We start from the raw sequence: 21,250 nt of genomic DNA on the forward strand, positions 1-21,250 counted from the left end.
CCGTATCCCGGTTCTTTCAACGTAAATGGCCGGCTGATCAATTCTCTCTCAAGCGGCAGGTCTTTCGCGCGCCGCCTCGCCAAGCGCCTGAAAGGCATCCAGAACCACCTGCTTGCGGTCCAGATTGAGCGCATCGGCGAGCGTCGCGGCCCGGGTGGTCTTTTCCCACACCTCGCTCCACCTGACAAGCACGGCGGGAGGCAGCCCCGCGGCCGCATCGTCACGAACACGCCGGTCGAGCCAGTCGCGCAGCAAATCGAGGAAAATGCGGTAGGATTCCTCGTTCTTTCGGTCACTCACGACATCCGCGAAACGGTGAATCTGGCGCAGATCCGGTTTGGGAAGCTGGCCGATGAGCCGATCCATACCGTTGGCGACCTCGATGCCGCCCGCATCCAGCAACTGGATCGCTCGGCGCAGAGATCCATCCGCGAGGGCTGCGGCATGGCGCGCCTCCTCGCCCGCCCGAGCGAACATCTCAAGCCCCTGAACGATCTCGTCCACGGTGAGCGGTTTCAGATCAAGCCGACGGCAGCGAGAGCGGATCGTGGGCAACAGCCGACCTGGGGAATGGGTGAGCACGAAGAACAGGCATTTCTCAGGCGGTTCTTCAAGAATTTTCAGCAAGGCGTTGGCTGCACTTGCATTCATGTCGTCGGCAGCATCGACGATACACACACGCCAGCCGCCGTAAGACGAGGTGGATCCGAAAAAGGACACCGTGCGCCGGACCTCGTCCACCGTCAGGAACGACTTGAAGCGTTTCCCCTTTTCATCCCAGGGGCGACGAAGATGCAAGAGGTCGCCGTGGCTGCCAGCAAGGATGCGGCGGACAGCCGGGTCTGCGCTGTCCACGGAAAGATCCGTGGCGAGCGCAAGATGCGGTGCGTCGCGGTCGGGATTGGAAAGGACGAATCGCGCCATGCGCATGGCGAGGGTCGCCTTGCCGATGCCTTTGGGCCCGCCGACCAACCAAGCATGATGCAACCGCTGAGAGCGATAGGCATCGAGAAGCGTCATCTCCGCCTCGCGGTGGCCGACAAGCCGCATTTGCTCGCGTGGCAGCGGCAAGCCGTCGATGCGGTCGAATTCGGGCACCTGATCGGTGCTGGCGGTTGCGGCCATGAAACAGGGTCTCTCTCGTCAGCGTGCTTTCTTGCCGCGTGGGGCCGATACGCTGTCGGCCACCGGGCCAAGGCGCCCTTCTACCGTCTCGACGATGTCAGTTGCGACGAGATCCTGCCTGCGCGATCCGTCAATCACCACGCAACGCTCCGGTTCGCGCTCCGCGATGTCGAGAAATCTCTTGCGGCGGCTGGTATGAACCTCCAGCGCCTCGCGCTCGAAACGATCCTTTTCCGCCCCACCGGAGGCTTCGTCACGACCGGCGATGCGCGCAAGGCCCAGTTTCGGCGGCACATCGACAATGATCGTGAGGTCGGGAATGACACGCCCTACGGCCACATCTTCGAGCTTTTCGAGCATGGCAGGCTCAACGCCGCTCTCGCCCTGATAGACGCGCGTGGAATCGATGAAGCGGTCGCACAGGACCCATGTTCCCTCGGCAAGAGCCGGTTCGATCGTCTGGGCCACATGATCGGCGCGCGCGGCCGCAAACAGGATCGCCTCGGCTTCGGGACCAAGGGCTTCGGCGGCACCTGACAGAAGAACATGGCGCACGGCCTCCGCGCCGGTCGAGCCACCCGGCTCGCGCGTTGTCACCACTTTGACGCCGCACTGGCGCAAGTAGTCGGCCAGACGCTTTATCTGGGTTGATTTGCCCGCGCCCTCGCCACCTTCGAAGGTGATGAACTGTCCTCGCACTTGCCGCTTCCTTGGTTCCCGACCGTTCCGTCTTTATACGGGCTGAAAGGATCGGTTACCACCAGCCGAACAAGAGTTCACGTGCGCCATCCACCGCACGTTGATCCAGGCGACCGACAGCAATCTCCTCCCCGGTGAAAAGCGGCGCCGTGTGGACGAGTGTCTTGTCCTTGTAAAGTCGCACCTCGCCGATCTTCAGCCCCTTCTTGACCGGAGCCGGTATCGGCCCTGTGTAGGCGACGCGCATGCGGTAGGCTTCGCGCCCATCACTCGGCAGCGTCATGCTGACGGGAACATAGGAGACAAGCGGCACATATCCCTTGGCGCCACCAAAGACACGGGCCTCGGCGACCGTCTCGTTGGCATCAAACAGCCTGACTGTCTGGAATTCCTCATAGCCATAACGCAGAAGCGAGAGAATGGCGGCGTCTCGCTGATCCGCATCGGGAAGTCCGGAGACAACAGCAATCAGGCGACGGCCATCCTGTGTGGTCGAGGAAACAAGCGAGTGCCCCGCCCCTTCTGCGAAGCCGTCCTTCAGGCCATCAATGCCGATGGAGTGGCCATAGAGCGCCATGCGATTGCGCTGATAGATGTTGTTCCAGGTGAAGGCTTCTTCGGAGAAGATCTTATAAAGCTGCGGATGATCCCGGATCAGATGCTCGGCGAGAATGGACACATCGCGCGCGCTCATCCGGGTGGTTGATCCGGGCAACCCGGTCGAATTTGCAAATTGTGATTGCGTCATGCCGAGTTCGCGCGCCCGCGCGGTCATGCGCTTTGCAAAAGCGGCTTCGGAGCCCGCGGACCCTTCGGCGGAAATGATGCAGGCGTCATTCGCGTTCTGGACGATGATCCCGCGGATGAGAGCCGAGACCGGGACCTCTGACTTCAGCGCGGCGAACATGGTCGTCGTGCGCGCCGGCGCACCACCGGTCCGCCACGCAAACTCGGAGACCGGATAGGTCGTCTCCATGGTGACGGAGCCCTCATCGAGCGCCTCAAAGATCATGTCCAGGGTCATCAGCTTGGCGAGAGAGCCCGGCTCAAACGGGACGTCAGCTGCTTTTTCAAACAGCACGGTGCCATTGGACATGTCATAGAGGATCGCGTGCTTGGCCTTGGTCTCCATCGCCGCCTGTGCAGCGCCAGCTGCCAGAAACAGGACGATGCAGGCAAGGCTTAGCCCCGCGTGCCTGAGACCATGCGTAACGGCTGCCGTCCAGTTTTTGGCAATGCCGTACCCCGTCATCATGATCGGTCCTCTGAAGCAGACGCACAAAAGCGCCTTCGAACAGCGCGCCGTCATGGCGCGGAGTTTGGTTAACATGATCGGCTGCCAGCCAGCGGTTGGCAATTGGCTTAAACCCGAAAAGGAAAGAGCGGGCCGCGATTTAATCGCCCGCCCGCCTATTTTACAGCGAATTCATGCGAAAACTGACGTCGCTTCCGATAATTCGCGCCCCGGATGTCAGTTTGACGAGGAGATCCGGGTGAGCGAAACGCCGCCGCCGATTTCTGCGAGCGCGCCATAAGCCGCATCGATTCGCTTCTCGGCCGCAAACGAGCTCTTCAAGCTGACGGGAACCGGAGGAAGGATGCCTCTGCTGGCCGGTTCATAGGACGTCGTGGGCCGGTAGGCAGCGGGCTGATAGGTGGCGGAGGATGCCCCAACAGAGCTGGCCGGAAGATAGCCGAGCGTTTGGGATCCGCTCTCCACACGCGGTTCAAAGGCGCCGGCGGTGCCGTAGGGCCCGCTGTTCGAGGCGACCGTGATGGCCTTTGTCGACGTCTCATAGGACTGAGCGGGATCGAAGGCGACGCTGAAGCTGCCATCTGAGGACAGAAGCGGGCGTTCACGCGGCACCGGTGCGGGGCCGACGAGGCCTGCGGGCGGGGCCATGGCGATCATCGTGCCCGGACGCGTTCCGCCCGGAGCGACCGAACCCGGCCCGCGATAGGAAGCAACAAGATAGGAGTGATCAAGCCCATCCATTCGGGCGCGACCGACATACTGGACGCGAACCTTTGCCGTGCCGTTCGACTTGAAGTCGAGCATGTCGGCGACCTTGCTGGACAGGTCGATCACGCGGTTTCCATGAAATGGGCCACGATCATTCACGCGCACGATCATCGAGCGACCATTCTTGACGTTCGTGACGCGCGCATAAGACGGGAGCGGCATGGTCGGATGGGCGGCCGTCAGAGCATTCTTGTCGAAAATCTCGCCATTGGCGGTCATGCGGCCATGAAAGGTTGGGCCATACCATGAGGCGAGGCCGACCTTGTCGTAATCAGGCTCCACCTTCGGACGATACCACTTGCCCGCGATCTTGTAGGGCTTGCCGACAACATAGCGCCCGCCCCCCTTGGGAACGGAACTGCCCTTCGAGACGACGCGCGGGCTTCCCTTCACGCCGTATTTCTTGGGCTCAAACTTGTTTTTCGTCGTCGGAGTGGTGCCGCAAGCGGCGATGGAAACACAGGTCGCGACCAGAACAGCGCAGGTCAAGAACCGGCGCATGGCCGACGTCCCGACTGTTGCGTGCCCGTCAAGACCACCGGTCAAGGCGTTGGTTACATCCGTCATGCCGTCATACTCGATACACTCTGTCGGCCGAGGGACGTCAGGATCGCGATCTGGGATCCGTGCAAAACACGCACGACCTTCCCCGACACCGTTCCCCCAACGGTGGCAACATCGACGCGGAGCCGTCCCCACAAACTCCAACGCATATTATCGTGCCGATGTCTTAACCGACGGCTAAGTCCTGAATTCATCCGACTTTTCCGACAATCCCCGATTTGTGTAGCCTCCCATAGTCCAGTTTGGCATCCGGACGCAATGACTTGTCGCAAGTCGTCACGCACCGATGTTCAAGACAATGGGCTACACGTCTCGTGCACGGAATATGTCAACCAAGGCAAAAACGTGACGAAGATGTGATGGCAGTGGGAATAAGGTGCTGATTGGACGTTTCTTTGTGCCATTATTGCGGACAAACAACACACTTGGCCCTCTTGCAGATATTCAAACGCTTTGACAGGGATCTGGTCACACAGTCGCTCGGAGCGTATCGTTGCCCCCAATCGCTCCGATTTGTGGTCGCAAGCGCAAGACATCTTCCGAGGCAATCTGGATGTTGAAAACCTGTTCCGGCGGACACTCCGTTTCTTTGCCGTGCTTTTTACTGACGGCTTTCGCCAGATTTTCAAGCCTCGCGATGGCACTGGCCCTTTCGTTGTCTGCCATGGCGGGCGAGCCCGGCGCCGCTCCCTATCCCGGGCCCCATGGGCCCGGATATGCGGGATACGGCGAACCGAACTACTATGTCGGCTCGCGCCCCGCCCCGCCGGATTATTCCTATCCGCTCCAGATCGCTCCGTTTGCTCACAGCTATCGCGGCCCCATTCCGTGGAGCGAGGCATGGTACGACTACTGCCTCACGCGCTACCGCCGTTTTGACCCGCGCACGGGCTATGTCCTGGATGCTTCCGGTGGTCGCATGTTCTGCCGTTGATCGCGCCGTTCGCACCGCAAGCCATGGCGGCTCATCGCGCCCTTGATCGTTCGGCGAAAAACGGCATGTCCGGAATGGCTGAGAGATCGATTATCTCGTAGTCCACATAGTCAAACGCCCGAATGGAGCCGGGGCGAGGATTGTAGAAGCCGACCGCAAGGCGCGCGCGTCGCGCCGACAATGCTCCCGTTGCGGAATCCTCGATCGCAAGCACGGAATTTGCCGGAAGCCCCAGAAGGCCCACGCCACGCACATAGGGCTCCGGATTTGGCTTGCCGCGCGTGACATCCGACAGGCTGACCGAGCCTGCGAGGCAGTTCTGGATCCCCAGGCTGCGGATGTTGCTGTCAATGATGCGACGGGAGGAGTTAGAGACACAGACCTGAGGCACCCCCATATCTGCGAGCCTGCGAACGGTCTCCACCGCACCGGGAATGGGCCGCAAATCGTCAGCCTTCTGGACGTAATAATCGGTGATCTGGTCGTTCCAGGCTTCCAACGTCAGGTCTTGCGGATATTCCTCGCTCAAAGCGCGCCAGACATCCGACATGTGGACGCCGCGAAACCGTTCTTCCGGTTCGTTCGTGAGGTCGACGCCATAACGTGCGCTGATGGCAATCAGAGCCTCATGGTGCAGCGGTTCGCTATCGATCAGTGTGCCATCGACATCCCAGGCGACAGCCTGCAAATCTCTCTCGTTCAAATGTGAAATCCCTGCAGCCGACTATAGAGTTCACGGAAGCGGGCATACCCGCGTTCATAGGCATCGCGATGCACGGCATTCGGCTCTATCGTGCCCGCATCACTGACGAAAGCGGAAATTCCCTCCCACTCCGCCAGCCCAACCCCGACGGCCGCGGTCCAGGCTGCGCCGAGACAAGAGCCGGGATGACCACCGAGCCTGTGGACCGGCGCGCCCATGACGTCGGCGACAATCCCCATCCAGACCGACGACTGGGAGCCCCCATCGGAAACGATGAAACGTTCCGCCGGATGCCCGATGTCCCGCAGTACCTCCACATGGTGGCGCAATGCGTAGGCATAGGCCTCCAGAACCGCGCGCCACAAGTGGCCAATGTCATGCGAGAGCGTGAGCCCTTCTATGACGCCGCGGGCGAAGGGATCGTGCAGCGGGGTCTTTTCACCCAGAAAATAGGGCAGGACAAGCAGGTCATCGGATCCGGCGAGCTTTTCTGCTGCCCGTTCATCCAGCCATGCGTGGATGGATGAGCGCCCGGTATCCACGTTGGTCGCAAAGGTCTTCACGAACCAGTTCAACACCGAGCCGCCGGTGGACATGCAGCCATTCGGCATGAACAGACCGGGCACGAGATGGTAATCGAGATAGAGCCGGGCATCGGGAATGACCCGGTCGGTGGCGGTCAGGATATCCACCGCACCGCCGAACTTCAGGAGAACGTCGCCGGCCTTGGTGACCCCCGCACCAAGCGCGGAAGCGATCATGTCGGCTGCGCCGCCCACAACGGGTGTGGCCTCGGCCAGCCCGGTCGCAGCCGCTGCCTCGGGCGTTACCTTGCCCAGGATGCAGTGGGAGCCGATCATCGGAGGAAGCGCGGTCTCTGGCACCCCGGTCATGCGGGCCAGCTCCGGATCGAGCACACCGCTCTTCACATCGACCAGACCGGCTTCGAGCGCCCAGTTCTGTTCGATGGCCTTTGAGCCGGTCAGGCGCCAGTTGATGAAGTCATAGGACCCGAAAACGGTCGCGACCCTTGCATAGTTTTCAGGCTCATGGCGCTTGATCCAGCGCATCTTCGCCCCGACGAGCTGCTGGTTGACCCCGTTGCCTGCCCGCTTGAGAAATGAGGCCTCATCAATCTCCCGACGCATCTCATCGACTTCGACGCCGCACCGCCCGTCGCTTTGCTGGATGGACGGGCGAATCAGCCGGTCCTCCTTGTCGAGCAGCACGACAGCCGGGAGCATGCCGGAGACGCCGATCGCTACGATCTCATTCCCTGCCTGGCCGCTTTGCCCCAGCAGATCGGGCACGATCTCGCAGACATTGGCCCACCACTGCTGCGGATCTTCCTCAGCCCATCCGGCATGAGGCGAATGCAGCGTGACGGGGCGCGATGCTGTCGCCAGAACCTTGTTCGGAAGTTCAATCAGAATTCCGATCGTTGAAGTCGTGCCGATATCGAGACCAAGGACGAGCGTCATGGACCGTCTCCATTGATGCTGCAGGACCAAGGCCGTCTTCGGGCGCTCCACCCGAAGACGGCGGGGCCGGATCGCGTTTGGCGTCGCGCTCCGGCCTTGTCCCGGCTAGCGCAGCGTTTCGACCTTATCCATGAAACGCTTGACGCGGTCGGCGTCCACCGCGTTCCAGGTGTTTCCGCCGACCTTGAAATGGGTGCCGATCACGCACCCGCTGGCAACCGACATGACATCGGCCACATTGTCGATGTTCACGCCGGTATTCGCGAAGACCGGCACGTCGGTCACCGTTTCGCAGACCTTGCGCAGGTCCGACTGGTCGGCGGGCTGGCCGGTGATTGGACCGGAGACGAGAACCGCATCCGCCAGGGACGAGAAAACCGCGCTTCTGGCGCGGAGTTCGATGGGGCGTTGATCAAGCGAATGGGCGAATTCGGCGTTGATGTTGAAGAGCATCTTCATCGACTGGCGGCCGAGATTGGCACGCAGACGCGCGGCAGAGGCGCAATCGGGCTCCCAGATGCCCATGTCGGAGGCGAAGACACCGGTGAAGATCTCACGCACGAAATTCGCGCCCGTGACCGATCCGATTGCGATCGAACTCATCGGATCCCACAGGTAGTTCACGCCGAAGGGCACCTTGAGCAACGGCTTGATGGCCATGACCACCGACGTCATGGCGGCGATGCTCTCCGGACTTCCCTTGAACACATAGGGACGGTCGTTCTCGTTGCCGAACATGATGGCGTCCACGCCACCGGCCTGCAGCTTTTCCACGTCGGCGGCGACGTCCTCGATCAGGCCGTCCATCCCGCGCTTGGGGTCATAGAGCGGCGAACCCGGCAGTGCACCAATATGCGCCATGGCGATGACGGCTTTTTTCTTGTCGCCGAAAAAGTCGAAAATCATCGATTACTCCTGATGGGTGAGCGCTGACGATCGTGCAATCTCAAAGGCTTGCGATCTGAACGTCGACTTTGGCCAAGGCCAGCGCCGAGGCGATATCGGTTGGAGGGGGCGCATCCGTGATGAGGACGTTCGCCTCTTGAAGCGAAGCGACGTGGGCGGTGGACATGCGACGGAACTTCGAGGAATCGCAAAGCACGACGCGATGCGCGGCGCGATCCAGATAGACCCGCTTCAACTCCACTTCCTCAAGCGAGTAGTCGAAGAAGCCTTCCACGGTCATGCCAGCGGTGCCGAGAACGGCCACGTCATAACGATATCTGGAAAACTGCTCCACAGCGGCCGGGCCGGTCATGGACATCTCGTCGCCACGGACGCGACCGCCGGGCACATAGACCTCGGCCACGGTTTCCGCGAGGGTCTCGGCGATACGGAGGCTGTTGGTAAAGACCCGCTTGCGATGCAGATGCTCCGCCGACCTGGCCAGTATCTGCGCAACCAGCAATGTGCTCGTTCCCACATCCATTGCGATGGTGCGGAAGGGCGCGATGACCTCAACCGCCTTCCTCGCGATACGGGTCTTGATGTCGACATTGTGGTCGAGCCGGGCCTTGAAGGTCGGCTCCACATCGTCAATCACGCGCAGCGGCCCGCCCGCCGGAGGGATGGCGCCGCCGTGGACGCGTTCCAGAAGGCCTTCCTTTTCAAGCTCGCTCAGATCCCGACGTACCGTCATGTCGGAGATGCCAAAATCGCGCGCGATCTCAGCCACGGTGATCGCACCGCCCTCGTGCAGACGCTTGAGAATCTCGTTCATTCTCACTTGTGCAGGGCTACGGGTCTTTTCCGTAATGCTCATCGCGAATTTCCTGTGCCGCGTTGCCGGGCATGACGTCATATGGACGGGACGGCCGTAACAGGTCCGCAGACAGGGCTGCGCGCCAAGCAAGCCGCTTCATTGCAAAGCTACATTCAACCAATCTTCAAATCAAACATTTATGTTGTTTTTTGTGTGCGGTTTTGTTCTCCTATACGTCAAAGGAGCGACCGATGACCCCTACCGATCTTCCAGAGCAATCTTACCCTGACCTCAAAGGCAAGAAGGCGATTGTGACCGGCGGCGCGGTCGGCATCGGCTTCGCGATCTCACGCGCCCTGGCAGCACAGGGTGTGACGGTCACCATTGCCGATCTGAACGCGGACGCAGCGGCGACTTCAGCAGCCGCCCTGCCCGGCGCCCATTTTTCGCAAGCGATAGACGTGCGCGAACGAGCGTCCGTCGATGCTGCCTTCACAGCGGCGCGGGAGAAAATGGGCGGGCTCGATATTCTGGTGGCGAATGCCGGCGTCTCGACGATGGCCCGCGCGATCGATCTGACCGACGATGACTGGGACTTCAATATGGACGTCAACGCACGTGGCGTCTTTCTATGCAACCAGTGGGCGGCCCGCCATTTTTTGGAGCAAGGCTCCGGTGTGATCTCCAACACGGCATCGCTTGCGGCCAAGGTTGGTGCGCCTCTTCTGGCGCACTATTCCGCCAGCAAGTTCGCCGTGGTCGGCTGGACGCAAGGCCTCGCCAGGGAGCTCGCGCCGAAGGGTATTCGCGTGAATGCGGTGTGTCCGGGTCTCGTCAAGACATCCATGCAAGACCGTGAAATCCAATGGGAAGCCGAGCTTCGCGGCATGACGCCGGACGCGGTGATGGAAGACTATGTTGCCCAGACCCCTCTCGGGCGGATTGAAACGGCGGAGGACGTCGCGGGCGTCGTCGTTTTCCTGTGCTCGGGCGCGGCGCGTTTCATGACCGGCCAGGCGATCAATGTGACCGGCGGAATCTACATGACCTGATCTAACTTTGTTCGATTCCTGATCTGTACTGTTCGTTTGTGTTTGTTTAATCTCACATGAACCACGCGGCGATCAGCCAACCGGATAGGCGTATGGCGAGCATTCAACTGCAAGCGATCACCAAGGCTTTCGGACCCAATGTCTACGGGGTCCGGGATGTGGATCTGACGATCGAGGAAGGGGAGTTCATGATCTTCCTCGGGCCGTCCGGATGCGGCAAATCCACGACATTGCGGATGATCGCAGGGCTTGAGGACGTGACCAGCGGCAAGATCCTTATCGGTGGCAAGGACATGACGCGGACCGCGCCGCGCGATCGCAATGTTGCCGTCGTCTTTCAAAGCTATGCGCTCTATCCCCACATGACCGTGCGCCAGAACATGGAGTTCGGGCTGAAAATGCGCGGTGTGGAAAGCGGCAAGCGTCATGCCCGTATTGAAGACGTGAGCGAGATCCTTGGGCTGACGCCCTATCTCAACCGCAAACCGGCCGCTCTTTCCGGCGGGCAACGGCAGCGCGTGGCGCTGGGACGCGCGATGGTCCGCGAGCCCGACGTCTTTCTCATGGATGAGCCGCTATCCAACCTCGACGCCAAGCTACGCGCGGAGATGCGTCTGGAGCTGATCAAGCTTCATCGCCGTCTTGGGCGCACAACGGTCTTTGTCACCCATGATCAGGTGGAAGCCATGACCATGGGCGACCGGATCTGCATCATGCGTGACGGGCATCTGGTTCAGGTTGGCAAGCCGCTCGATGTCTATGCCCAGCCGGTTGATACATTCGTTGCGCAGTTTCTCGCCTCACCGGCCATGAATATGCTGAAGGCCACGCTTCATATCGATGACGAAGGCGCACGGATCTCGTCGCTCCTGGGCCGCTTTCCGCTGACAGACGCGCAGAGGGCTGCTTTCGAACCGGCCCAGGGGCGAAGGCTCCTGCTCGGATTGCGGCCGGAGGATATCCATTCCGAGCCTGCGACGGGCCATGTGGCCTTTGAGGCAGAAATCGTGGCTGTCGAAGCACTGGGGACGGAGAACATCCTCGTCTTCAATGTCGAAGGGCAGGAGTTCACCGCTCGATTGGGGCGGCACTTCCTGCCAACCGTGGGGGGAAGGATTACGCTTTACGCCAATCCTGCGCAGCTTCATCTCTTCGATGAAGAAACCACGCGCGCCTATCCCCGCCCGTACGGGCGAAAGGACTAGGCCCATGCGCAAGATCGTCTCACACATCGGCCTGATATTTTTCTGTACCGTTGTGCTGTTGCCGATCCTCTGGGTCTTCAGAACCAGTCTCGTTCCCGAGCATATGTCCTACAGCTCGCAGGTCTTTCCCGACCTGACCTTCGACAATTATGTGGCGCTCTTCACCACCAAACGTTTCGGCATCAACTATCTGAATTCCGTCCTCGTCGCCTGTGGGTCCGTCCTCATGGCGCTGCCTCTGGCCTGTACCACGGGATATGCCTTTGCCCGCTTCAAGACCAGTGGAGCTGCCGGGCGGTTCACCGTCCTGGCCACCCAGATGCTCCCGCCCGTGGCGCTGGCCCTTCCGACCTTCATGTTTTACCGCGCAATCGGGCTGACCAACTCCCTCCCCGGTTTGATGCTGGTCTATGCCGCGCTCAACCTTCCGTTCCTGACATGGATCCTGATGGGCTTCTTCGAGGCCGTTCCGCGCGATCTTGAAGGTGCCGCGATGACCGACGGAGCCTCCGCGTGGGGCGCGTTCTGGCGCATCGTGTTGCCGGTCGCGGCACCCGGAATAGCCGCCGCCGCGGTGCTCGGGTTCATTCTGTCGTGGAACGAATTCCTCGTCGCCCTGATCCTCGGCGGTCCGCGCACGGCAACCGTGCCCGTGGCTCTCGCATCGCTTCAGACATCCAACGGCGTGGAAATCGCCAAGGTCTCGGCCGGGGTGTCGCTCGCCATTCTTCCCCTGATGATCGCCTCGCGCTTCATCCAGCGCTACCTGGTCCAGGGGCTCTCATTCGGCAGCGTAAAATAGCCGATTTGGGCCGCAAAGGCCCTCGCTGTGTATGTCCAATTCCAGAGAGGCAAGCCCGCATGACCAAATACAAATATACCGGCACACTCATCGCCGCACTGCTCGCATCAACCACCATTTCCCATGCCGAAGGCGTCACGCTGCATGCCTTGATGGAGGACGTGCCGGAAACCTCCATCATCGAGGCGCTCCTGCCGGAATTCACCAAGGAAACCGGTATCGAGGTGGAATTCGAGAAGGTCGGCTATGGCGACATGCACGACAAGCTCGTCGCGCAGCTTGTCTCCGGAGAGAGCTACTACAACGTCCTTTCCGTCGACTTCCTGTGGGCGGGCGAGTTCCCGGCCGCCGGTTGGCTGGAAGATCTGCGTCCCTACGCGGAAAAGACGGGCTTTGACCTGAAACCCTTTATCCCATCCATGCTGGATCTGCTGGGCGCCACCGAAGAGACCATGCCGATCCTGCCGATGTACAACTACTCCATGGGCGTGATCTATCGCACCGATCTGCTGGCCGACGAAAAGCTCGCCAAGGCTTATGGGAAGAAGCTTGAGATGCCCGGGTCGCTCGCGGAATATGTCGAGCTGGCCAAGTTCATGAAGGGCCATGCCGGTGTCGCAGGGTCCGCCATGCAGGGCCAGCGCGGCGATCCCAACTCCATGGAGTTCTCCAACTACCTGTTCTCCGCCGGTGGCGCATATCTCGACGCCGAGGGCAAGGTGGCCCTGAACAGCGATGCGGGTGTCGCCGCCCTTGATCTCTACGTGGACGCCATCAAGAACGCCGCGCAGACTGGCGCCCTTTCCGCAACGCTCGACGACACGATGCGGCTGATGTGCTCGGGCGAAGCCTTCTCCATGGTCACCTACTGGTGGATGCTGCCGCAGCTCGACAATGCGGAAACCTGTCCGGCGGTTGCCGGCAAGCTGGCGCTCGACGTGATGCCCGGCGGGCATGGCGAAAGCGGCGGCTGGGGCTGGGGTATTCCGAGAAATGTCTCGCCGGAAGCCAAGGACGCCGCCTGGAAATTCATCACCTGGGTGCAGGGCAAGAAAATCGCCGTCAAGCGCGCAATGGAGGGCCATGCGCCGGTCCGGTCCGATGTCTTCGAGGATGAAGGCGTTCTGGCCAAATACCCGTTCTACAGCAAAGGCCTGAGCGTTGTGGCGAGCGGCAGGTCGTTCCCGATCTTCACCTATACCGCGCAGTATGAAGACGTGCTCGGCACGCAGGTTTCGCTGGCTGCGAGTGGCGATGCGACCACCAGCGACGCGATCACAGCGGCCGCCAAGGGGCTCGACGAATTGCTGGCAAAGTAAGTCTGCGGTTCGCCGACAACGCAAAAGCTGCCCGGCCCCTTTTCGGGGCCGGGCTGTCCCTATCCTCCAGGAGCGCGCGAATGGCCCTTTTCAGTGCAATGGATCGACGCAGGCGTACCGGTTGGGCGTTCGCCGCTCCCGGACTTTCCGCACTCGCCATCACGATGGGCTTTCCGCTCGTCTATGCGCTCTTGATCTCTGTCTCTTCAATGACGTTGCTCAAGCCGAACCTGTCGCCCTTCCTGGGGCTTGCCAATTTCGTTCAGATCATGAGCGAGGACCTGTTCTGGCACTCGCTGTTTCTGACCGTGCGCTATTCCGTGGCCACAGTCGTCGGCGAATTCGTGATCGGACTTGCGATCGCGCTCATGCTTCAGCGCACCTTGAAGATGAAGCCGGTCTATTTCGCCATTCTGACGCTTCCCATGGCCATGTCTCCGGTCGCCGTGGCGCTTATCTGGCGCATGTTGCTGCAACCGAATCTCGGCATCGTGAACCAGATGCTGACGGGAATGGGTCTGCCGGCGGTGGACTGGCTCGGAAGCTCCAGCATCGCGCTCTCCACCATGGTGGGGATCGATATCTGGCAACAGACCTCATTCGTCGTTCTCTTGCTTTCGGCTGGCCTTGCCTCCCTTCCCAAGGACCCTTACGAGGCCGCGGAGGTCGATGGCGCCTCCCCGTTCCAACAGTTCTGGTACATCACCCTGCCGCTGCTCAGACCCATTTCGGCGATCGCAATCATCATTCAACTGATCAACGAATTCCGCACATACGATCTGATCTACGTGTTGACCAAGGGCGGGCCCGGTGTCTCCACAGAACTGCTTTCGTTCTTCGCCTACAAGCGCGCTTTTCAGGGGCTGTCGCTTAACGAAGGCAACGCGGCCGCATTCGTCCTGCTCCTCATTGTGTTGGCAATCACCGTGGTCTTCTTCCTGATGCTGGAACGCAAGGACTGAGCGTCGGGCATCCAAACCGACCGCGTGTGGCATGTTTCATCTCGAAACTTCATGGAAAATATGCATTTCTCATGCTGTTGGCGAATGCTTGATCACAGATGCAGGGCACCATGAACACGCAGATCACACTGAAGCAGCTTGAAACCCTTTTCTGGATCGCGCGCCTTGGGACGTTCGAGCGCGCGGCTTCCCGGCTTGCGACGTCACAATCGGCTGTTTCCAAGCGAATACAAGAGCTTGAACGCGCCTCTTCCATCGAGATCTTTGATCGCAGCCAGCGCGGCGCGCGGCTTTCGGCAAAGGGCGAGGAGCTGCTTGCGATCGCAGAGAAGATGCTCAATCTGCACGATCAGATCGCGGATGTCCGGCTCAGCGACGGCGGCCGCCCTCGCCTGTTGCGCCTCGGTGTGACGGAACTTACGGCCATGACATGGCTTTCCCGGCTCGTCGCCCGGCTGCGCTTACGGTATCCGACGCTGAAAATCACTCCGACCGTGGATATGAGCCGAACGCTCTTCACGGCTCTGGAAGATGACAATCTCGACCTGATCATTGTGCCAGCGGCTTTCCGGATGCCGGAATATGTTTCGCTGGCGCTGGCAGAGGTCGAGAATGTCTGGATGGCGAAGACGGGCCTGATCGATCCGGCTGAAGTCCGCTCTCTGCATGATCTGTCCCGCACGCCCCTCCTGATGCAGGGAACCAAATCCGGGTCGGGGATCCTGCTCAACAAATGGCTGCATACGCAGGGTGTGACCGTCACCGAAGCGCTGACATCCGACAGCATGACGGCCCTGCTCGGGCTTGTCGTGGCGGGGCTTGGGGTCGGCTATCTGCCGGAAGCCTGTTTCCGTTCGTTTGTTGACGCAGGGCAGCTTGAGGTCATCCGTATCGAGGAAAGCCTTCCGCCGGTTCCCTATGTTGCGATGTATCGCGAGGACCGGCCGCATTCGCTGATCCAGGAAGTCGCTCAGATCTCGTCGGAATGCGCCGATTTCAGCCAGGGTTTGCTGAGCTGAAATCGCTTCATTCCCGCGGGGAATGCAAAGGCAGTCGGTAATATCTCTTTTTCGGACCTATCAGCCCGTCCTACCTTTTTGCCCATCTGACCCAGGCATCAAGGTTTTTCCAAAATGGCGATCGCGCTTTCGAAGAAGGTTCAGGCACTCAAGCCGTCTGCAAGCATCGCAGCGAAGCAGCGCGTGAACGAATTGGAGGCTCAGGGTCGAAAGATCCTGGATTTCACCCTTGGCGAGCCGGATCTTGATACGCCTGAGGCGATCGTTGAAGCCGGCGTTGCAGCGCTGCGCTCCGGCGATACCCATTACACGGGCTCTGCAGGCAAACTGGAGCTGCGCAAGGCGATCTGCGAAAAACTCGCGCGAGAGAACGGCTGCACCTACAGCCCCGACGAGATCGTGGTCGCCGTTGGGGCGAAACAGATCATCGCCGAGGCCCTGTCGGCGACGCTGGAACCCGGCGATGAGGTGATCATTCCCGCCCCCTACTGGGTGAGCTATCCCGATATGGTGCGTCTCAACGGTGGCGAGCCCGTCATCGTTCCCTGCCCCGCCGAGGATGGCTTCCTGCTGCGTGCGGACGCGCTGGAAGCGTCGATCACACCGAAGACCCGCTGGCTGATCATCAATTCGCCGTCCAACCCTTCTGGTGCGGTTTTGAGCGAACAGCAGTGGAAGGACATCATCGCGGTTCTGGAACGTCATCCGCATGTGGCCGTGATGACCGACGAGATCTACGAGAAGATCGTTTATGACGGTGTGGTCAATCACTCGCCCGTCGGCATTGCGCCGAGCCTTAAGGATCGCTGCCTTGTCGTGAACGGCATGTCCAAAGGCTATGCCATGACCGGATGGCGTCTCGGCTATGCGGCGGGCCCGGCCAATCTCATCAAGGCCATCGTGAAGCTGATCGGCCAGTCCACGACGTGTACGACAGCTTTTGCCCAGACAGCGGCGCTTGCCGCGCTTCGGGGCGATCAGACGCCTGTGGCGGAGATGGTATCGCTCTATCGCGCGCGTCGAGATCTCGTCGTCTCGATGATGAATGACATCGCGGGCGTGGCCTGTGCGAAGCCTGCCGGCGCGTTTTACATCTTCCCCGACGTGCGCGCTCTCATCGGCCGCAAAGCGCCCAATGGAACGACCATCGAGAGTGATGTCGATCTGGTCAATTACCTGCTGGAAGAGGCAAGCGTCGCGCTGATGGACGGCACCTCCTACGGGATGCCCGGCTTCCTGCGAATATCCTATGCAACCGGCTCTGACACGATCCGCGCCGGGTGTACGGCGATTGCTGCGGCGGTGGCAAAACTGTCCGCTTGAGGGGTCTCGTTATCCAGGCGCCGCATAAGCGGCGTCCCCAACACCAGGACTTTGCGCTTCATGACAACGTCTTCTGAAAAAATGAGCCTGGAAGCCCTTGTTGCGGCTTTCCAGAAATGCCCGGTTCCCAATATCAGCGACAATCTGGAACGGGCTGTCGGTGTGCGTGGGTTGCGCCCCTTCTACACTGGCCCGCGCATGGCTGGCGTTGCCCGTACGGTGCGAACGGCACCGGGTGACAATGTCTATATCTACAAGTCGTTCGAAGAGGTTCAGCCCGGCGAAATCCTGGTGATCGACGGCGAGGGCTACCGGGATCGTGCGCTCATCGGCGAGATCATGGCCAATATCGCGCGCTCCAAAGGTGCTGGCGGCGTGGTGCTTGATGGAGCCATTCGGGATGTTGAAGCCCTCAAGGAAAGCGACTTCCCGGTCTTTGCGCGCGCTGTGAGCCACCTTGGTCCCTACAAGAACGGTCCGGGCAAGCTGAACGTGCCGGTCAGCATTGGCGGCCTCGTCATTTCTCCCGGCGATATCGTGGTGGGCGATGCCGATGGTATCGTGGCCTTCTCGCCCGATATTGCCGAGGACCTGCTGGCTGCCACACTCAAGCAGCAGGAGAAGGAAACCGAGATCCTGGCTTCCATCGCGAACGGCACCTACACCGGCGCTTCCTATTCGAAGTGAGACACGACCGAGCCATGTCTGTATTCGAGCATCGCATTACACATATCGGTGAAAGGGCGCTGCTGCTGGATGTGGCAGGCCCGATGAATGTCGATGTCCAGAAACGGATATGGGCGATGGCCCGGCATCTCGCCGGACATCACGAAGTCGTGGAGACTGTTCCCGGCGTACATAGCGTCCTTGTCGTTCTTGCCCCGGATGTCGCGCCCGCAGCGTTCCGCGAATTGCTCGCCGCAATGTGGCGTCAGGTCGAACCGTTGGATACGGCCGGGCGCCTCATCGAGGTGCCGGTCAGTTATGGCGGGGAGATGGGCGAGGATCTTGCGGACCTTGCCGCAACGCACGGACTAAGCGTAGATGAGGTGGTTAAGCGCCACACATGCCCCGAATACACGGTCTTCGCGCTGGGCAGCCAACCGGGCCTCGGCTATCTGGGCGGGCTCGATCCAAGCCTGGCAACCCCGCGCCGCGCCGTGCCGCGTCTCAGCGTGGTCGAGGGCAGCATCATCATTGGCGGGGCGCAGGCCGGCATTCTTTCCTGCACGTCGCCATGCGGCTGGCACATTATCGGCCACACGGCTCTCAAGGTATTCGATGCGCATGGGGAGCCCCCCGCGCTTCTTGCGCCGGGAGATCGTATCCGCTTCCGCGCTGTGGAGGTCCTCACGTGATCGAGATCCTCAATCCGGGCCCGCTCGGGTCCGTCCAGGACCTGGGGCGAAACGGCTATCGCAGTATTGGTGTGGGCTGTGCGGGCGTCATGGATGCCCATAGCGCGCGCATCGTCAATCTGATGCTGGGCAATCCGGAAAATGCGGCGGTTGTCGAGTTCACCTATGGCGATTTCGACGTGCTGGCCCGCGAGGATGTGACCATCGCGGTTGGTGGCGCAGATGCACCGCGATCCATCGATGATGAAGCGATCCCGCGGTGGTGGAGCCAGACGCTCAAGAAGGGCCAACACTTGCGATGCGCGTTCAGTGAGACCGGCATGCGGGTCTATCTCGCGCTGGCCGGCGGCATCGATGTGCCCGAGATCCTGGGGTCTCGGGCCACGGACGTGAAGGCAGGGTTCGGCGGGCTCGACGGGCGAATGTTGCAGGCTGGAGATCGGCTGAAGCCCGTGTCCCGCAGTTCTGCCTTCCGCTTCTCGCCCTATGCGCTCGATTACGCCACATTCCCCGAGCTTTTCGATTGCCCCTGCGATGCACAGGTGCTGCGGTTCATTCCGGCAGCCGAATGGGACGATCTGGATGAGGCCAACCGGTCGCGGTTCACCTCGACGCACTGGACAGTATCCTACGACAGCAATCGCGTCGGGGCCCGGCTTGAAGGCCCGGAATTGGTCCCCTCGGTTCGCCGTGAGCTCCTTTCCCACGGGATCCTTCCCGGCACCATTCAGCTTCCGCCTTCCGGCCTTCCGCTCATCCAGATGCGCGAGGCCAATACTTGCGGCGGCTACCCCAAACTCGGCACTCTCATCGACGTCGATTTTGCGCGGGCAACCCAGGTGCCGCTCGGTGAAAACGTTCGCTTTGAGCTCTGCACCCTCGACGAGGCCCGCGCGGCCCGCATGGCGGCAGAAGAACGCCTGACGGCACTTGCGCGGTTTTGCAAAATCTCTCGCAGTGAACTCCCCTTCCACGACCACGAGGCTTTCGGCTCATGAAATCCATCGACGTCAATTCCGATCTGGGCGAGGGCTTCGGTCCCTACGCGATTACCGATGACGCGGCACTCATGCCCTTGGTCACGTCAGCGAATATCGCTACGGGAGGTCATGCCGGAGATCCGGTTACGATGGAACGCACGCTGAAGCTTGCTCAAGCCAATGGCGTGAGCGTTGGTGGTCACATCGGTTATCCGGATATCGCAGGTTTTGGCAGGCGCGCATTCAAGATGTCGCTGCACGAACTGGAATTGATGGTGATCTCGCAGCTCGGCGCACTCGGCGCCATCGCAGCTCACTGCGGCATGACGCTCGATCATGCGAATTTTCACGGCGCACTCGGCAACCTCTCCTTCGCCGACAAGGACGTCGCACGAACCATAATCGGCGCGATCAAGGCCTATGATCCGGCACTCAAGTTCATTGGCCTGCCCGATACCGAAGCGGCCCACGAGGCCGAACGGCAGGGGCTGACGGTGATCTGGTCGTTCCTCGCGGATCGAGGCTACACCGCGCCGGGTCGGTTGGCGACGCGCGGCACACCGGGGGCTGTCATTCACGAGCCTGCCGCGGTGCGCGAACGGGTGGCGGAGGTTCTGACCACGGGTCGCGTCACGACCGTGAGCGGAGAACGAATGGAGATGCCGGTCGATTCCATTCTCGTTCACAGCGACACCGCCGGCGCCCTTGATCTTGCACACGCGATCCGCGGCGGCATCGAGGATGCCGGACAATCGATTGCGCCTTACGCAAAATAATCTGACAGCTGCAAGGTCGTCCCGGTTTCATCGTGCAAGCCGATGAGATGAACCAGCACCTGCGCAATTACATTCCCAAACGGCATGTATAGAGGCAACAAAATATCGCTATTTCGTTGAAAGCCGCGGTGACAAACTCAAACCTCGTCCGTCGGCATTCATGCCTTCCTGTCAACTAAGAACATAACATCAGTTCACCAATCGGAGCCCGTCTTCCATGCTTAAATCCGCCACTGTGGCTATTGCCATTCTGTCCGGTGCCATGATCTCGAATACGGCACAGGCCGAAAATTGGGACCTTCCGCTTGCATGGCCCGCAACCAATTACATTAGCGTCAGCGCCCAATCCTTCGCAGACGAAGTCAAGGCGGCCACGGAAGGTCGCGTGGACATCACGCTTCATCCGGGCGGCTCTCTCGGCTTCAAGGGGCCGGAAATGCTGTCGACGGTTGGCGACGGTCTTGTTCCGATCGGCGACATGCTCTTGAACCAGCAAGTGGGCACGGAGCCGCTTCTTGGCATGACGTCGCTGCCCTATTTCCTTGGCTCCTTTGATGAATTCATCAAGTTCAACGACTATTTCCGTCCGACGCTTGCGGACCTGATGCAGAAGAACAACCAGAAGCTGCTTTACACCATTCCCTGGCCGCAGCAGCAGATCTGGACCAAGACGGAAATCACCGACATCGCGTCGATGGCCGGCATCAAGATCCGTTCCTATGACCGCGCATCGACGGACGTGTTCGATTCCGCCGGAATGACCCCGGTTCAGCTGCCGTGGGGCGAAGTCATCCCGTCGCTGGCCGCCGGTGCCATCGATGCGGTGGCCACGTCGTCCCCTTCTGCGGTTGACGGCTCCTTCTGGGAATTCATCAAATACGGCTTCCCGACCCGTCAGACCTGGAACATCAATGCGATGACGGTGAACCTTGATGCCTGGAACGCTTTGAGCGAAGCGGACCAGAAGGCGATCCTGGAAATCTCCGCCCAGGTCGAACCGAAGTTCTGGCAGGCCGCTCAAGACGAAGATGCCAAGAACATGGCGATCCTGAAGGAGCACGGGATCACCCTTGGCAAGATCAGCGATGCTCTGCGTGCGGAATTGCGTGATCGCGCCGCGCCGCTGCGTCAGGCTATCCTTGATAAGATGGGCGACGAAGCAAAGGCCATCGTGGACGGCTTCAAGCCGGAATAACCTGTATTGGGCCCGCCCCGGGTTTCGG

21 protein-coding genes are annotated in these 21,250 nt (G+C 60.7%); 13 read left to right on the forward strand and 8 right to left on the reverse strand.

The features are described from left to right. Nucleotides 1-48: 48 nt before the first annotated feature. The 4 genes from ABGM93_RS04625 to ABGM93_RS04640 all read right to left on the reverse strand — a co-directional run bounded on the left by ABGM93_RS04625 (nucleotide 49) and on the right by ABGM93_RS04640 (nucleotide 4,348). The gene (locus ABGM93_RS04625; protein ID WP_321503925.1) at nucleotides 49-1,125 is read right to left on the reverse strand and encodes a DNA polymerase III subunit delta'; all 1,077 of its coding nucleotides are present in this window, start codon (nucleotides 1,123-1,125) and stop codon (nucleotides 49-51) included. A gap of 18 nt (nucleotides 1,126-1,143) precedes the next feature. After that, on the reverse strand, nucleotides 1,144-1,824 hold the full coding sequence (gene tmk / locus ABGM93_RS04630; protein WP_319773736.1) for a dTMP kinase: 681 nt from the start codon (nucleotides 1,822-1,824) through the stop codon (nucleotides 1,144-1,146). Nucleotides 1,825-1,879: 55 nt separating this feature from the next. Further along, a complete protein-coding gene (locus ABGM93_RS04635) occupies nucleotides 1,880-3,154 on the reverse strand; it encodes a D-alanyl-D-alanine carboxypeptidase family protein (RefSeq protein ID WP_321503926.1) in 1,275 nt (424 codons plus the stop codon). 141 nt (nucleotides 3,155-3,295) lie between these two features. Then, complete coding sequence (locus ABGM93_RS04640; RefSeq protein ID WP_321505742.1) at nucleotides 3,296-4,348, reverse strand: septal ring lytic transglycosylase RlpA family protein; 1,053 nt, start codon at nucleotides 4,346-4,348, stop codon at nucleotides 3,296-3,298. Between the two features lie 700 nt (nucleotides 4,349-5,048). Between ABGM93_RS04640 and ABGM93_RS04645 the strand changes: the two genes are divergently transcribed. Then, complete coding sequence (locus ABGM93_RS04645; protein ID WP_321503927.1) at nucleotides 5,049-5,345, forward strand: BA14K family protein; 297 nt, start codon at nucleotides 5,049-5,051, stop codon at nucleotides 5,343-5,345. A gap of 31 nt (nucleotides 5,346-5,376) precedes the next feature. On the opposite strand, the gene ABGM93_RS04650 is transcribed toward ABGM93_RS04645, so the two are convergent. From ABGM93_RS04650 to ABGM93_RS04665, 4 genes are all read right to left on the reverse strand, one after another. After that, the gene (locus ABGM93_RS04650) at nucleotides 5,377-6,048 is read right to left on the reverse strand and encodes an HAD family phosphatase (protein ID WP_321503928.1); all 672 of its coding nucleotides are present in this window, start codon (nucleotides 6,046-6,048) and stop codon (nucleotides 5,377-5,379) included. Continuing rightward, nucleotides 6,045-7,529, reverse strand: coding sequence for an FGGY-family carbohydrate kinase (locus ABGM93_RS04655; protein WP_321503929.1), 1,485 nt, complete (start codon nucleotides 7,527-7,529; stop codon nucleotides 6,045-6,047). The genes ABGM93_RS04650 and ABGM93_RS04655 overlap by 4 nt, the downstream gene beginning before the upstream one ends. Before the next feature lie 105 nt (nucleotides 7,530-7,634). Further along, nucleotides 7,635-8,435, reverse strand: coding sequence for a BtpA/SgcQ family protein (locus ABGM93_RS04660; protein WP_321503930.1), 801 nt, complete (start codon nucleotides 8,433-8,435; stop codon nucleotides 7,635-7,637). 40 nt (nucleotides 8,436-8,475) lie between these two features. After that, nucleotides 8,476-9,291, reverse strand: coding sequence for a DeoR/GlpR family DNA-binding transcription regulator (locus ABGM93_RS04665; RefSeq protein WP_321503931.1), 816 nt, complete (start codon nucleotides 9,289-9,291; stop codon nucleotides 8,476-8,478). A gap of 191 nt (nucleotides 9,292-9,482) precedes the next feature. On the opposite strand from ABGM93_RS04665, the gene ABGM93_RS04670 reads away from it, so the two are divergent. The 12 genes from ABGM93_RS04670 to ABGM93_RS04725 all read left to right on the forward strand — a co-directional run bounded on the left by ABGM93_RS04670 (nucleotide 9,483) and on the right by ABGM93_RS04725 (nucleotide 21,222). Beyond that, complete coding sequence (locus ABGM93_RS04670; protein WP_321505744.1) at nucleotides 9,483-10,283, forward strand: SDR family NAD(P)-dependent oxidoreductase; 801 nt, start codon at nucleotides 9,483-9,485, stop codon at nucleotides 10,281-10,283. Nucleotides 10,284-10,375: 92 nt separating this feature from the next. Beyond that, nucleotides 10,376-11,488: an ABC transporter ATP-binding protein gene (locus ABGM93_RS04675; RefSeq protein ID WP_321503932.1), complete on the forward strand. Its 1,113-nt coding sequence runs from the start codon at nucleotides 10,376-10,378 to the stop codon at nucleotides 11,486-11,488. A gap of 4 nt (nucleotides 11,489-11,492) precedes the next feature. Next, nucleotides 11,493-12,290 carry a carbohydrate ABC transporter permease gene (locus ABGM93_RS04680; protein ID WP_321503933.1) on the forward strand — a complete coding sequence of 266 codons (798 nt, stop codon included), beginning with the start codon at nucleotides 11,493-11,495 and terminating at the stop codon, nucleotides 12,288-12,290. Nucleotides 12,291-12,349: 59 nt separating this feature from the next. Beyond that, a complete protein-coding gene (locus ABGM93_RS04685) occupies nucleotides 12,350-13,609 on the forward strand; it encodes an extracellular solute-binding protein (protein ID WP_321503934.1) in 1,260 nt (419 codons plus the stop codon). 80 nt (nucleotides 13,610-13,689) lie between these two features. Next, nucleotides 13,690-14,571, forward strand: a complete 882-nt coding sequence (locus tag ABGM93_RS04690) for a sugar ABC transporter permease (protein ID WP_319773747.1) — start codon at nucleotides 13,690-13,692, stop codon at nucleotides 14,569-14,571. A gap of 110 nt (nucleotides 14,572-14,681) precedes the next feature. Further along, nucleotides 14,682-15,590: a LysR family transcriptional regulator gene (locus tag ABGM93_RS04695; RefSeq protein WP_321503935.1), complete on the forward strand. Its 909-nt coding sequence runs from the start codon at nucleotides 14,682-14,684 to the stop codon at nucleotides 15,588-15,590. 114 nt (nucleotides 15,591-15,704) lie between these two features. After that, nucleotides 15,705-16,913 (forward strand): pyridoxal phosphate-dependent aminotransferase, encoded by a 1,209-nt coding sequence (locus tag ABGM93_RS04700; protein ID WP_321503936.1) that lies wholly within the window; start codon nucleotides 15,705-15,707, stop codon nucleotides 16,911-16,913. A gap of 60 nt (nucleotides 16,914-16,973) precedes the next feature. Then, the gene (locus ABGM93_RS04705) at nucleotides 16,974-17,600 is read left to right on the forward strand and encodes an RraA family protein (RefSeq protein WP_321503937.1); all 627 of its coding nucleotides are present in this window, start codon (nucleotides 16,974-16,976) and stop codon (nucleotides 17,598-17,600) included. Between the two features lie 14 nt (nucleotides 17,601-17,614). Further along, complete coding sequence (gene pxpB / locus ABGM93_RS04710) at nucleotides 17,615-18,271, forward strand: 5-oxoprolinase subunit PxpB (protein WP_321503938.1); 657 nt, start codon at nucleotides 17,615-17,617, stop codon at nucleotides 18,269-18,271. Beyond that, nucleotides 18,268-19,269, forward strand: a complete 1,002-nt coding sequence (locus tag ABGM93_RS04715; protein ID WP_321503939.1) for a biotin-dependent carboxyltransferase family protein — start codon at nucleotides 18,268-18,270, stop codon at nucleotides 19,267-19,269. The genes pxpB and ABGM93_RS04715 overlap by 4 nt, the downstream gene beginning before the upstream one ends. Beyond that, the gene (locus ABGM93_RS04720; RefSeq protein ID WP_321336905.1) at nucleotides 19,266-20,027 is read left to right on the forward strand and encodes a 5-oxoprolinase subunit PxpA; all 762 of its coding nucleotides are present in this window, start codon (nucleotides 19,266-19,268) and stop codon (nucleotides 20,025-20,027) included. The genes ABGM93_RS04715 and ABGM93_RS04720 overlap by 4 nt, the downstream gene beginning before the upstream one ends. A gap of 217 nt (nucleotides 20,028-20,244) precedes the next feature. Beyond that, a complete protein-coding gene (locus ABGM93_RS04725; protein WP_321503940.1) occupies nucleotides 20,245-21,222 on the forward strand; it encodes a TRAP transporter substrate-binding protein in 978 nt (325 codons plus the stop codon). Nucleotides 21,223-21,250: the final 28 nt, after the last annotated feature.

This window comes from Breoghania sp. (assembly GCF_963674635.1).
Taxonomy (GTDB): domain Bacteria; phylum Pseudomonadota; class Alphaproteobacteria; order Rhizobiales; family Stappiaceae; genus Breoghania.